Consider the following 13,336-nt stretch of genomic DNA (forward strand, 5'->3'; position numbering starts at 1 on the left):
GTCAGTTTCCTCCTTCTACACGGAATATACTGTCGATACTTCTTACGGAATCAAGGGACTCAATGTCCTGGATCGCTTTTTCAAAATCTTCCTCACTGACCTGATGGGTCACCATCATCAATTCACGTTCGCCATCCTGATCGGTGGAACGTTGAGTAAACTGATCAAAGGAGAGGTCGTATTGGGCGAAAATGTTCGTCAGGTCGTTCAACATCCCGGCTTTATCATCGACGTGAAGGCGAATGTACTTCTTCGTCAATTGATCTTTCTTCGCTTTCACTTGCTTAGGGAATTGCGGCTGTACATACGCCGTTCCTGTCGTGCCAAGGCGAATGTTTTTCAGAACAGCAATAAGGTCAGCAACAACAGCAGTGGCTGTCGGAAGCTTCCCGGCCCCTGGTCCATAAAACATCGTTTCGCCGACGGCATCCCCATAAACGTAGACCGCATTGAATTCATCGTTAACAGAAGAAAGCGGGTGTTGGATCGGGAGCAATGTCGGCTCGACACTGACAGAAACTCCATTGTGGTTGTTTTCCGCAATTCCAATCAGCTTGATGCGGTACCCCAGCTCTTCTGCGTAGGTGATGTCATCTGATGAAATTCCACGGATCCCTTTGATATCAACATCTTCTAAACTATAAGGCATAGAAAAACCTAAGATTGATAGAATCGTCATCTTCATGGCCGCATCCAGACCGTCCACGTCAGCAGTAGGATCTGCTTCTGCAAAACCAAGGTCCTGCGCTTCCTTCAAGACGCTGTCAAAATCAACGCCGTCCTGCGCCATTTTCGTCATAATATAATTTGTCGTTCCGTTCACGATCCCCATCATTTTCGTGATGCGATCGGAGGACAGGCCATCCATAATGGAGCGGATAATTGGAATTCCGCCGGCTACGCTTGCTTCATAATACAAGTCACACTTATGTTTCTGGCAAGCTTCGAAAAGCTGCTCTCCGTGCTGGGCGACAAGATCCTTGTTCGCAGTCACAATGTGTTTTCCGTGTTCAATCGCTTCTAATAATATAGTAAGCGTGTGATCGATCCCACCCATCACCTCTACGATGACATCAATCTCCGGATCTCTCGTAATATCCTGGTACTGATCCGTCAACTGGGTCTCAGCCGGAACCTCGCGGGGCTTAGACATATCACTGACAAGCACAGACTTAATCGTGACGTCACACCCTGTCTTATGTTCAATGCGTTCTTTATGATCGCGGAGGATCTCAATCACTCCACTTCCGACCGTTCCAAGTCCTAGTAGTCCTACGGTAATGGCTTTATTCATCGTTCACACTCCTTGTCTACTTGAAATAAACATTATTCTTTGTATAAAGGACATTGTAACGGAAAGGAAATTGAATCACAAGAGCGAATTATCCGACTATTTCATTATCCAAATTTTGTATGACCTGATACACCAGTAAATGGAAATTTAGTTGTGGGTTTATCCCCTGCTCTAAATGGATTTATTGGTTGATGCTATAGATAAGCCCATGCTTTTTAGTAGATTCAATAACTTTACATTAAATTAACAAACCCAAAACATTTCATTTTTAGAAGTCATTTTCATATTGAAAAGGGTTTTTTTATATAATTTCAATGGTGAAAATCGTTTTCTTTGTATCGTTTATTGTAAAAATTACAAATGGAGATATTTTGAAAAATATAGGATATATTGACTAATAATGGAAGGTACATTATAACTAAATGGAACAGATGAGGAGGTGAAACCACAAATGGAAATGTCAACACAGTCGGGAATACAAGGCGTCTTACAATTACCCAAGAATTTCGAAATCTATGATGAATTCGTAAGGAAACTCATTAAAGAATGGGGAATATATGGACGCGAGGATGAATTTATAAGAGAAGGAAGAGCAACCGTGTATCGCCTCCATAGAGAGAAGAAAGAGACGATGGATATAGATATATGTATAGAGATAAAAAACGATCTACTGAAATTTTTCCCCTCAGACTAAACTCATAATAAGGAAGCAAAAGAAAAGAAGGCCGCTAGCTACATCCACAGCGGCCTTCTTTCTTTTGGAAATAATAGTGAGACCAGGTCATACAAATATTCCCATCATTAATTTACATATTAGAACAGTATAAACAATGGAAATCTATCGATGGAAATAAAAGGTGTAGCAGGTCATACAGATATTTCCATAACAGCCCCAACCTATATAAATGTTACAATTATAGTAAGCAGTTACATAGTTTATTAGCTCTCGGTGTAAAAAGATAAGAAAAGTAAAAGATTTCTATCTAAATGCGCCGAAAAAACAGGAATTCGACCAAATAATGGCGAAAGAAAAGAACAGAGAAGAACGAGTAGGAATCCAATGTCGGTGTGGGTGATTCACCCATCACTAATCTAAATTCTGCTCTTAGAAAATGACTTCCCTATATCACTAACGAAAAATAATAACGAAGGAGTGTTGTGCATGTGGAAAAATGATTACAACCGTTGGAAAGAATTTACCGAACTTGATGCCGATCTTGCATCAAAGCTAGAAGAACTAACATCAGATGAACAATCTTTGGAAGATGCTTTCTACAAGAACCTGGAATTCGGGTGGAATGCGCGGAAAGCTCGGACCAGGAACAAACCGCATGAACATCTACACAGTGAGAAAAGCCGCCGAAGGTCTGGCTACGTATGTCAACGACCAGGGCTTGTCTAATAGAGGGGTGGCGATCGCCTACGACTCCCGTTATATGTCCAAGGAGTTTGCAGTTGAAACCGCTCGTGTGCTTGGTCACCACGGCATTCCTTCTTATGTATTCACGTCGTTAAGACCGACACCGGAGTTGTCTTTTGCTGTCCGTCATTTGAACGCAGCAGCAGGCGTTGTCGTAACCGCAAGCCACAACCCTCCGGAATACAATGGTTTCAAAGCCTACAATGAGGACGGTGGACAACTACCTCCTGAGCAGGCGGAAATCATGATCGATTTTGTGAACAAAGTGGAAAACGAATTGAAAGTCGAAGCTGCTGATCAGCAAGAGCTTGAAGAAAAAGGGCTGCTTCGCTGGATGGATGATGAAGTCGATGCTGCCTATCTGGAAGCATTGAAAGGCGTCACCGTCCAACCGGATATTAAAAAGGACCTATCCCTTGTATTCACACCTCTGCACGGTACGGCACGTGACCTTGTAGAAAAAGGGCTGCAGCAGAGTGGATTCACTTCCATTCACATTGTGGAAGAGCAAGCGAAACCGGACCCTGAATTTTCTACTGTCGCATCACCGAACCCTGAAGAACATCAGGCCTTTGAGATGGCGATTGATCAAGGAAAAGCCATTGGAGCTGACTTACTGATGGCGACAGATCCTGATGCCGATCGCCTCGGAATTGCTGTCCCTAACGAAAAAGGAGAATATGTCGTCCTTACAGGAAACCAGACAGGTGCCCTTTTACTGGATTACATTCTCGGTCAATCTGAACAACTGCCGAAAAACGGACTTTTGATCAAAACGATTGTAACCTCTGAATTCGGCCGGGTCATCGCAAACGCTTACGGCATTCGTTCCCTCGATACGCTGACAGGCTTCAAGTTCATCGGGGAAAAAATCCGTGAATATGAACAAAGTGGGGAGCACACGTTCATGTTCGGCTATGAGGAAAGCTACGGTTATCTAGTTAAAGACTTTGCCCGTGACAAAGACGCTGTCCAGGCCGCTGTCCTTGCAGCAGAAGTCGGGGCACATTGGAAGAATCAAGGGAAAACGTTACTGGATGCTCTCGATGAGTTATATGAAAAACACGGCTACTTCCTTGAGGACCTACAGTCGATGAAACTCGAAGGGAAATCAGGGACAGAGCAAATCAAGGCAATTATGGACGACTTCCGTAACGCAGAAATTAAAGAAGCGGGTGGAAAGAAAGTCGTTGCCATCGAAGATTATGCGACGACCATCCGTAAACATGTGCAGGACGGAACCGAAGAGGAAATCGATCTTCCGACGTCCAACGTGGTCAAGTTCATCCTTGAAGATGACTGCTGGTTCTGCCTTCGTCCATCAGGTACGGAACCGAAAATCAAGTTTTATTACGGGGTGAAATCCAGTACGAGACAAGAAAGTGAAGAATTACTGGCCTCAGTGAAAGCAACCGTTAACGAACGCTTGCATGCGCTCATCTAAATCAAGAAACCTCGATTCCGTTTCCACGGGATCGAGGTTTTTTTGTTACGAACCTACGTTAGCTCGTTATCCCCCAGCGTTAAGTCGCTGCACGACTCAGTTTGGTCGTTATACAACAATGTTCAACATTATTCACCTAAACACGAACCTATAAACTCCAAACCCACAGCCCATTCCGGATTAATCGCTTTCATTTTGTTGACAAATGAGCGATAATAGAATAAAATACTGAAAATTCAGATTTAATGAAAAAGGGGTGGGCCTATGTTGAACATAAAAATGCTTAAGCCATACTATGTTAAAGAAGACAAACGCTTCATTCGAGTCGTTCTAGCCTACCAGTACTTTTCGCTACTCATCGATAACGAGTTGTATCAGTTCATCCCAATGGAATCAAGAGAAATTATAATCGACCGCAATCGTCAACGGGTGCATAACGTTTTCGATATATTCGTCTTTCAACGGGGCAAGAAAATGGTATATGTTTCTGTCTCCGATTTACTGCAACTCCCTGAGTTTCTCAAGCACCTTCATTCGATTGTGTCGCCGTATTATGAAGAGGGGATCGAAATCAGTCAGCAATCATCTAAAGAAGTGAAGGAAATCATCCGTGAATTAGAAAAAAATAACCTTCGACGCCTCATCGACAAGGCGATCGATCAAAATGATGAAGACGCCTTCCGTCTTCTCACTGAAAAATGGAATCACATGTACAAATGAAGATACCCAGGTATGAATGCAATCATGCCTGGGTATTTTATCCCAATACTCTATTCTACAAAAAATTACAATAACTTTATGAAAAATCAGAAAAATTAACTGAAAAATGTGAAAAAATAGTGAGTATATTTAAATTTCCATCTATATCCATCCATTATAATAGTACATAGAAGATAAAGGTATAGGAGCATGAGAGCTCATAGAATTGGGGATACAACCGATCATGAAGCTCACCTCATCGATTTAACCATTTTAGGGAGGGTGACCGGATGAAAACGTTACCTGGAAAGCAAAAGTTGGATGATGAATGGGTTTCTCTCATAAAGGAAGCAAAAGCATTGGGGTTAAGCACGGAAGATGTTAAAAGCTTTTTGCAGGAAAATCAAAAACAAAAGAAATCAGTTTAACATCCTTTACTTGAAAGGGTGTTCTTTTTTTGACATGATAGAATTAATGAGTAATAAGATGCAGTGAGGGGTCTATCATGACGAAATATGAAATTATTAATTTATTAAAGGATTGTTCTATTGCCCTACAAACCCCGGTTTTGTTAATTAACGATCGTAACAAATTGTCATACCATTTTCCTGATAGCTTTCAAAAGCCACCGTATGCACTGAGAGACTTACATAGAAGTTATATCAATGAGAGCAGAAAACGTCCGTACACTATTCAGATGTTCACAGATCCTTATGATCAACACCTTTTTCTATATCCTATGGAGTTGGAAGGAAAAGAATATGTATTAGGTGTAGGTCCATTTTTGGAAAAGGATGTATCAAGGAAGCATGTAAAGATGACGCTTATTATGAATGATCTTGATGATACATTAGAGGAACAGTTCGTTCAATACTACCAGCAGCTTCCTATATTGAATCAAGTTCAAATCCAGTCGGTCAAACGGTTGCTTAACCAACTATTTCCGAAAAAAGAAAAGAAAGTCAGATATGCACTTGAGGAAGAAAAGATCCGTAACCAGTATCAAGCTTTTACACAGTCGCTTCATTCATACCCTGAAATCATCGCTTCCAAACAGAATTTTATTGACCTCTTTAAAAAAGGGGATGCCCGAGCTTTGGAAGAATATCAGGCGCATAGAGAAAAAGCTCTCATTAACCCTGATGTGCGAATGATGAAGAATCATATGATCCGTCTGGTGTCGGAGTTAGGTTACATATGCACGGAAGAAGGAGCCCAACAGGATGAAGTCAATTCCCTTTGTGACTTCTATATCAATTTCTTAGAATCAAAGATTTTGGTGGAGGATTTGAAATCCCTCGAACTGAACATTCTGCAATCCTTTTTAGATCGGATTAAAAAAATAGATGAACAATCATTTTATTCACCACTTGTCGAACGAGCGCAGAAATACATTTTTCAGAATCTGACGAAGGAGCTCACATTGAAAGGCATCGCAGAAACTCTGAAAGTGAACCCCAATTACTTGTCAGGGGTGTTCACTAAAGAGAAAGGGGTCTCCATCACTCACTTCATTAATCAGCAGCGAATTAAGGAAGCGAAGGAACTTCTCTGTATCACTCAACATTCCTTGTTGGATATTAGTATGCTGCTCGGATACAACAGCCAAAGCTACTTCACGAGAGTTTTCAAAAGTATGGAAGGCATCGGTCCAAAAGAGTTCAGACGAAAATATCAGATGGAAAAGGGTTAACAGTCAGGAAAATGATCCTGGCTGTTTTTTTGTTCTCAAAAAAGGAATGAAAATAAAGGAAATTCGTGATATCGGTAGTATTTTGTTTATAAAACGTACATAGTAAACAAATTCGAGCGTTTTCTTTAAAGAACTGAACCGTTATAATATTCTTTATAAAGAACATACGTGAAAAAGGTCAACTACTAAGAAGGTGAGGGAAAATGGATGTTGTCTATCGGGGAGAAAATCCGTGTGCTGCGAGTAGGAAAAGGGATGTCTGTCAATGAATTTGCGAAAAAGTCCGGAGTTTCTAAGTCGTACATTAGTAATATTGAGAGAGACGTACAAAAAAATCCTTCATTGATTATCATGGGAAAGCTGGCAAAGACACTTGATGTCCCATTAGAAGAATTACTGACACATAAATACGGGGAAGACGAGAAAAAAGATGTGAATTGAGCTTTGCAAGAAAGGAGAAAAAGCTTGGGTAATTACGAGAGTCAAACCGATAACGAGTGGGTGGATCTGATCAAAGAGGCCAAAGCAATAGGGCTTTCTATAAGTGACATCAAAGGCTTTCTGCAAAATAATAAAGACTAAGAGCTTCTTAAAAAGGAACAGGAGGAGCAGGTGTGAAAAATAAAACGATATTTAAGCGCGAGGCTACCTTTAAAAATAGGATCAACCCTCCTATTCCTCCCATCCCATTAAAAACGGGAGAAAGGATACGTTTAGATGGTGTAGTCGATCAGTATTCTCAACTATACTTGAAACATGGATGGTCTTTATTATGTTCGAACAATGATGTTTTTGCGAATCACTATGAGCAAGGACTTGAAGATGAATTCATGTTAAGTATTGCAGGAGACGAGTCCCCCTTATCTTATGTACAAGCAGCGATTTGTTATCATCACCTGCTGGAGTATAGTCATAATAAAACGGATGTCATATCGCAGGCGATCATTGATGATGATTATGTTCGTCAATTGGATTTGCTAGGCAAGTGGAAGTTGAAGAAGGTAAACAGAAGTTTCAATCCCATCTTCTTTTATGATTCCTTCATGCACCCCGCCGTCATCTTTTTCACGTACCATGTAGAAGGATTGGAAGTGATCCAAAAACATGTACACAGGTTTGATGTAGGGGGGAGTTATAAACTGAGGACCCTCCGGAGAACATGGGCTACCGTTTCTTAAAACAGAAAATGAACTATCCATAGTGCCAAAAGTGATGTGAAGCTTAGTTCAACCAGGTGTTTTGGGCTAGGCTTTTTAACTGTTTTATTCACGGAAGGTTATAATTTTCATAAATTACTAATAATTAAACGCTTTTAATTATCTAACAATTAAGCTATGATTATATGAGCGTTTGTTATTTAGACATATTTCCCCCAGGAAATAACTAGATTTTTGAAACCTTTTAGGAGATGGAATCGTCTAATGCAGTAATTACATAGACAGCCGTCAGAAAAAGTCGTTTAAAGACGAAGGTTTAAGTAAATATAAGAGATTAAGAGAACAGAAAAGGTGGGTAGCATGGATAATTTACAGGAAGTGTTACAGAACATTATTCAACGAACAGAAAATGCTGAATTGCTATCGTCTCGCGAAGTTATTGATCAATTAATAGAGCAGCTGCAAGAATAGAAAAAAGACGCCCTCCGAGGACGTCTTTTTTTTTATCGCGGCTTTAAGGAAAATACTTTCTTCATCATCAAATGAATGAATGTGGTCAAAAAACCTGCAATGAATAAGAATACTATGAACATGAACGGTTGGTTGTACCGATCATAGGAAAAGAAAATATTGTTTAAGATGGTCGTGTAGAGAATGAGCAATAGCAAAAACATGTATTCCCTTTTTCCTTCTTGCAACATGAAGAAGACCGTTAAGGAAGCTAATCCTAAATACATGATCCAAACTTGGATCTTATTGATCAGTTCCTTGCTTATGTTGAATATTTCAATCCAGTAAAATTGGGTTTCCCATTGATTAATGGTTTTAAATTCGATATAAGACTTTAAAAACAGCCTTGGGTCCTCTTCCCACCATGTTTTAATTCTTTCTATGGCAGCTTCTTTTTGCAGACTCAACCTTTCGTAGGCATGGGCAGTGTCCATATCTTTTATATCCTGCTTCACTTTTTCATAGGGTTCGCCAATATTATATCCATGTCCCTGGTACGTTCCTAGTAAAAGAGGGTTTCCGGATCCTCCCGTCAGTGGGATGAATTCATCATAATGGATATAATTCCTCACCCACCATGGGCCGAGAGTGATAAGTAAAATACCAATCGCAATCAGTGCTTGTTTGAGAGCTAGCTTTATCGGGTATTTTTTTGCGATGAAATAAATGAGCAGTACAAATGGATATAAAGCAATCGTAGCTTTGAACATGATGGCACTCACATAAAAAAGCATCAATAGAAAGAACTGAGACATTTTCTTCTCATTGGCTAATTTGATGGAAAAATAGACAAGACCGAGCAGGCATGTCATAAATGGTGTTTCCGTTAATAATAAATTATCCGTCAAAATTTGGGGCACGAAAATAGCTAAGAAAAAGGCGGCTAGAAGGCCGACTTTGATATTGGCTATGTACTTGCCAAGGCAGTAAACGAGGTACACATTCAATGTACCTAACAGGATCAATAAGGTTTTGGCTGCATAGATGCCTACATCTCCATGGCCAAGGAAAAAGAAGACACTTGCCAGCAGGACGGTCTGTCCAGGCATGATGTGAACGGTCGGGTGTGTAGGGTCATGGTAGGTGAGCATACCCGTTTCAAGAAATGTAACAGCACTTGAGATATAACCGGCATCGTCACTATTTAGGTGAAGAGACAATCCATAACTGAACAGAGCGGTTAACCTTAGAGCAAGTGCTAGTCCCACAATGCCCCAGATGAAGTGGTTTTGATATCGTTTTAAAAAAGAAATCATTTTGATGTGCTCCTTACATGCTGTTACTGGAAAATCCGATCAATGAAACACCGATCATGATCAACAGGACACCTGCGATTTTAGTCGTAGAAAGGGGTTCATTAAAGATAAAGTAAGCGCCGAATACAGCAAGAATATAGGCGATACTTTGAACCGGATAAGCGACACTGAGTGGGACTCTTGTTAGGATGAACAACCATAGGACGGTTGCGAAACCGTATAGAGTCAGTCCACCAATAATAAAAGGTGATAAAAATAATGAAATGATGTCACCGATATTTTGAAAGTTGACTTCTTTCTGCATGAGTCCATACTTCCATAAAAATTGTCCGGATACTAATACCAGGGTGTTTAAAAAGATTAAACCAAAGTTCACGATTCCCATTTAAAACATCTATCCTTTGAGTTGATTTTTCTTTATTTCTCGTATCTCTTTGTTTAAATAAGCTAATTCTTGAGTTAAATTTTTCACTTTGTTTTGCTGCTTCGTAAGGCTGATGGTATGAAAGATTAATAGGTTCAGGATGATTAAAAACGCGATGACAAAAATAAGGGATGGCATATAGGCGATCCCAATGGAACTTGCGAGCTGGTTGATTTTATCTAAGAACAATGCCAGTAAGACACCGATGCTTGCAAACATCAACCATATAAAAGCTTGTTGATCTTGTAATTTATTCTTGGAAGTGAAATACATCACCTGTCCGAAGAAAAATAAAGCTGAGACAATAACGATGATTTGTACGATGCTCATAGGTCCTCCTTAAAAAATCGACCTGATTAAAGAGAAGTAGGTGACTTTTGTCATGTAATAAATAGACTTGATGGGAGTGATGGAAGATTGCCCTCCCTGTCGGTTGTTCATTTCGACTTTAATTTCTTTGATTTTAAATTTCTTCTTCGTTAAATGAACCAGGACTTCCACTTCTGGATAATCAATAGGGTAATGGTTGGCAAATTCATGGATGACTCTTCGGTTGGCTACCCGATAACCAGAGGTAGGATCGGTAATCCTGATTCTAGTGAGTAGCTTAAGCATGGCATAAAAGTAGTAGATACCGATTCTTCTCGTGATGCTTCCTCTGTAACCACTTTGTTCCACAAATCGCGAGCCTATGATCATGTCATATCCGGTACTTTCAATTTCATCAATCAAGTTTCTCAAATCCACTGGATTATGCTGGCCGTCGGCATCCAGTTGAATGGCATAATCATAACCGTTCCTTAAGGCATACTTGTACCCGGTTTGCATGGCTCCTCCGATTCCTAAATTATTAGGAAGGGTCAGGTGGTGGATGCCATTTTCTTCGAGAATATATGGGGTGCGGTCTCTTGAACCGTCATTAATAACGATATAGTCGTAATCCGTTGATGCTTTTACACTTTGGACAGTATCATAAATTGAATCTTCTTCATTATAAGCTGGTATAATGATAAGAACCTTCATACGTTCTTTTTTCTCCCTTCCATAATGGAAAATAATGTTTCAAATATTTCTGCACAAAGAATATTGTAACATAGAGTAGGAAGAGGTACATGCTCAAATTCTACTGTGAAATTGGAAATAAGATGTTCTTTTACAATTAACGACATCATGGTTGCATCCGTATGATATAATGTAACCGCCAAAATCACGTAAATATCAAAAAATAAGTGAGGATTTTTATGAACATATATGTAGAAATGACAATAGCGATATTACTCTCGATGACCGTCAGTTATGTGCTCGTCTTCCCGGTTATGAAGTTAGCGGTGAAATGGAAGATGATGGACTATCCTGAACTACGGAAAATACATAAAGAAGTGACTCCCCGGATGGGAGGACTTGCTATATTTGGAGGGGCTGCAGCTGGGATTCTCTTCATACGTCCTGAGTTGCCTTATATCATCCCCATCTGTATCGGAGCCATCATTATTGTGTTAACGGGACTTTTTGATGATCGTTTTCAAATACGTCCGATCATGAAACTGGGGGGACAGGTATTAGCAGCAGCTATTCTCATCTTCTCCGGTTTGAAAATTGATGTTTTGAGCATACCTTTTATCGGAATGGTGACATTAAACGAGCCGATCAGTATCCTGTTCACATTCTTCTGGATCATTGGAATTACAAATGCCATCAACTTAATTGACGGACTCGATGGATTGGCAGCCGGAGTATCGACCATCTCGTTAATCAGCATTGCGGTCATGGCACTGGCCATTGAACCTCAAGTGGCCATCGTTTACCTTTGTGTCGTATTAATAGGAAGTAATATCGGCTTCCTTTTCCATAACTTTTATCCAGCACGCATCTATATGGGGGATACCGGATCCCTTTTCTTAGGGTACTCGATGTCTGTCATCTCAATGGTTGGCTTATTTAAGAATGTGACCCTTTTCAGTTTTGTAATTCCGATTATCGTCCTGGCCATCCCGGTCTTTGATACACTCTTTTCCATATTGAGAAGGCTTATTAACAAGCAGAAGATCATGATGCCGGATAATAAACACATTCATTATCAAATCTTAGCCGCGGGCTTTAGTCATCGAGCGACGGTTCTCATTATTTACGCCTTCAGTGCATTATTCGGATTTTTAGCATTATTGTTCTCTTTAACGTCATTTGGAATCTCACTGATTATCACTTTCGTTTTGCTCTTATTGCTCCACTTGTTTGCGGAAATGACTGGAGTCGTTTATCGAGGGAAACGACCGATCATTGACCTCTTTACAAAAAGCGAAAAAAAGAAAGAGAAAGATCATTAAAAAAGTCTTGCTGGCTTCTGTCCAGCAAGACTTTTTTAGGTTTCATTGATTAAAAGGAGTCCACATCTCCAGGTGTAATAAACCACTTCTCTGGATTTCCCAATCCGAGGGTATGGGCTGAAATTTCTTTACCAACAAGAGGCATAGGGCTGTCTTTATGGATAAACCCCTGCTTCTTCAAGCTCTTAACCGGCGGGGAGTGTTCTAAACACCAGGTCTGGATGATGTCGGCATCGTGAAGATTGAGAAAAGCCTGTTGCAACAGCAATGGCCAGACATCGTCAGAAAGGGCAAGCCAGTCCACGATGAATCCGTTGGTGAACTTCCCTTTCTCTTTCGACGTTACCATGTACCCTTTTAACTCGTCCCCTTCATATAGACCGTGCATCTCGTAGGTGTTTTCCGGGTGGTCATGATACCTCCAGTTCAAGTAGGCTGAATCTCTTACCACCATAACGTGTGATTGGTTACTAACTTGATCAGCAAGGCGGTCAAAGGAGTGGTCGCACTTGGTGATTTTCTTGATGCTGTAATCACTGTCTGTTCTTTTAGGCACTCTGAATTTCTTATAGATCTTATCTAAAGGTTTGAAAATCCCTATAGGACTTATTTTTGTTGATAAAAGCGAAAAAGGCTGCTGGATAAACATCCAGCGAGGCATGTCAGTCATATGATGGGCTCCTGTGTAGCGGAGGAACAACTCTTTCGCTTTTGGGGCAGGGAACCCATAGAGATAATCAATGCCTGCCTGTTCAGCTTCGTCGAGCAGAGAATCATTCAATTTCTTATAAATGCCTTTTCCCCTGGCATCAGGGTCGACCATCGTATCTGCCCGCAGCCCAATCTTTGATTTCTTTCCATCGATATAAGCTTCGGTCATCCATAAACTAATATGGCCTAGAATTTTGCCATCTTCATCGTACAAGAGAATGAACGGCTCTGTTTGTTTCGGGTTATCTATAAACTTCCAACTCCAAGATTGTAGGGAGCGATCTTGGTCGAATGTTTTCTTGAAAAGTTCCTGAATTTGATGCTCATCTCCAGGCTGATAATGTCTGACAGTCATAGTTTTCGTTCCTTTCAAGGTGTATTGCTTTCACATTATAACAGATGAA

General features: G+C 40.4%; 14 protein-coding genes and 1 pseudogene. 9 read left to right on the forward strand and 6 right to left on the reverse strand.

Going from position 1 to position 13,336, the window contains the following annotated elements; translation table 11 throughout:
• Position 1: 1 nt before the first annotated feature.
• Entirely contained in the window at positions 2-1,294 is a 1,293-nt protein-coding gene (locus LC065_RS07535; protein WP_306163862.1) for a homoserine dehydrogenase, read from the reverse strand.
• 451 nt (positions 1,295-1,745) lie between these two features.
• Between LC065_RS07535 and LC065_RS07540 the strand changes: the two genes are divergently transcribed.
• The 8 genes and pseudogenes from LC065_RS07540 (at position 1,746) to LC065_RS07575 (ending at position 7,728) form a co-directional block, all read left to right on the forward strand.
• Positions 1,746-1,988: a hypothetical protein gene (locus tag LC065_RS07540; RefSeq protein WP_226592564.1), complete on the forward strand. Its 243-nt coding sequence runs from the start codon at positions 1,746-1,748 to the stop codon at positions 1,986-1,988.
• A gap of 468 nt (positions 1,989-2,456) precedes the next feature.
• Positions 2,457-4,158 (forward strand): annotated as a pseudogene (locus tag LC065_RS07545) (phospho-sugar mutase).
• 264 nt (positions 4,159-4,422) lie between these two features.
• A complete protein-coding gene (locus tag LC065_RS07550; protein WP_226592560.1) occupies positions 4,423-4,878 on the forward strand; it encodes an IDEAL domain-containing protein in 456 nt (151 codons plus the stop codon).
• Between the two features lie 269 nt (positions 4,879-5,147).
• The gene (locus LC065_RS07555; protein WP_226592559.1) at positions 5,148-5,285 is read left to right on the forward strand and encodes an anti-repressor SinI family protein; all 138 of its coding nucleotides are present in this window, start codon (positions 5,148-5,150) and stop codon (positions 5,283-5,285) included.
• A 77-nt stretch (positions 5,286-5,362) separates the two neighbouring features.
• Positions 5,363-6,550 (forward strand): helix-turn-helix domain-containing protein, encoded by a 1,188-nt coding sequence (locus tag LC065_RS07560; protein WP_226592557.1) that lies wholly within the window; start codon positions 5,363-5,365, stop codon positions 6,548-6,550.
• A gap of 207 nt (positions 6,551-6,757) precedes the next feature.
• Entirely contained in the window at positions 6,758-6,991 is a 234-nt protein-coding gene (locus LC065_RS07565; protein ID WP_226592555.1) for a helix-turn-helix domain-containing protein, read from the forward strand.
• Between the two features lie 24 nt (positions 6,992-7,015).
• Entirely contained in the window at positions 7,016-7,132 is a 117-nt protein-coding gene (locus LC065_RS07570; RefSeq protein ID WP_226592553.1) for an anti-repressor SinI family protein, read from the forward strand.
• 32 nt (positions 7,133-7,164) lie between these two features.
• On the forward strand, positions 7,165-7,728 hold the full coding sequence (locus tag LC065_RS07575; RefSeq protein WP_226592551.1) for a hypothetical protein: 564 nt from the start codon (positions 7,165-7,167) through the stop codon (positions 7,726-7,728).
• A gap of 482 nt (positions 7,729-8,210) precedes the next feature.
• On the opposite strand, the gene LC065_RS07580 is transcribed toward LC065_RS07575, so the two are convergent.
• The 4 genes from LC065_RS07580 to LC065_RS07595 are packed head-to-tail and all read right to left on the reverse strand — an operon-like array spanning position 8,211 to position 10,920.
• Positions 8,211-9,473 (reverse strand): ArnT family glycosyltransferase, encoded by a 1,263-nt coding sequence (locus LC065_RS07580; RefSeq protein WP_226592549.1) that lies wholly within the window; start codon positions 9,471-9,473, stop codon positions 8,211-8,213.
• Between the two features lie 13 nt (positions 9,474-9,486).
• Positions 9,487-9,858 carry an EamA family transporter gene (locus LC065_RS07585; RefSeq protein ID WP_226592547.1) on the reverse strand — a complete coding sequence of 124 codons (372 nt, stop codon included), beginning with the start codon at positions 9,856-9,858 and terminating at the stop codon, positions 9,487-9,489.
• Positions 9,859-9,867: 9 nt separating this feature from the next.
• On the reverse strand, positions 9,868-10,227 hold the full coding sequence (locus LC065_RS07590) for a DUF2304 domain-containing protein (protein WP_226592545.1): 360 nt from the start codon (positions 10,225-10,227) through the stop codon (positions 9,868-9,870).
• Between the two features lie 9 nt (positions 10,228-10,236).
• Complete coding sequence (locus LC065_RS07595; protein ID WP_306163863.1) at positions 10,237-10,920, reverse strand: glycosyltransferase family 2 protein; 684 nt, start codon at positions 10,918-10,920, stop codon at positions 10,237-10,239.
• Between the two features lie 218 nt (positions 10,921-11,138).
• On the opposite strand from LC065_RS07595, the gene LC065_RS07600 reads away from it, so the two are divergent.
• Positions 11,139-12,221 carry a glycosyltransferase family 4 protein gene (locus LC065_RS07600; protein ID WP_226592541.1) on the forward strand — a complete coding sequence of 361 codons (1,083 nt, stop codon included), beginning with the start codon at positions 11,139-11,141 and terminating at the stop codon, positions 12,219-12,221.
• A 49-nt stretch (positions 12,222-12,270) separates the two neighbouring features.
• Here the strand turns inward: LC065_RS07600 and LC065_RS07605 are convergent, their stop codons facing one another.
• The gene (locus LC065_RS07605; protein WP_226592539.1) at positions 12,271-13,287 is read right to left on the reverse strand and encodes a GNAT family N-acetyltransferase; all 1,017 of its coding nucleotides are present in this window, start codon (positions 13,285-13,287) and stop codon (positions 12,271-12,273) included.
• Between the last annotated feature and the right edge of the window lie 49 nt (positions 13,288-13,336).

This window comes from Halobacillus litoralis, assembly GCF_020524085.2.
Lineage (GTDB): Bacteria > Bacillota > Bacilli > Bacillales > Halobacillaceae > Halobacillus > Halobacillus litoralis_E.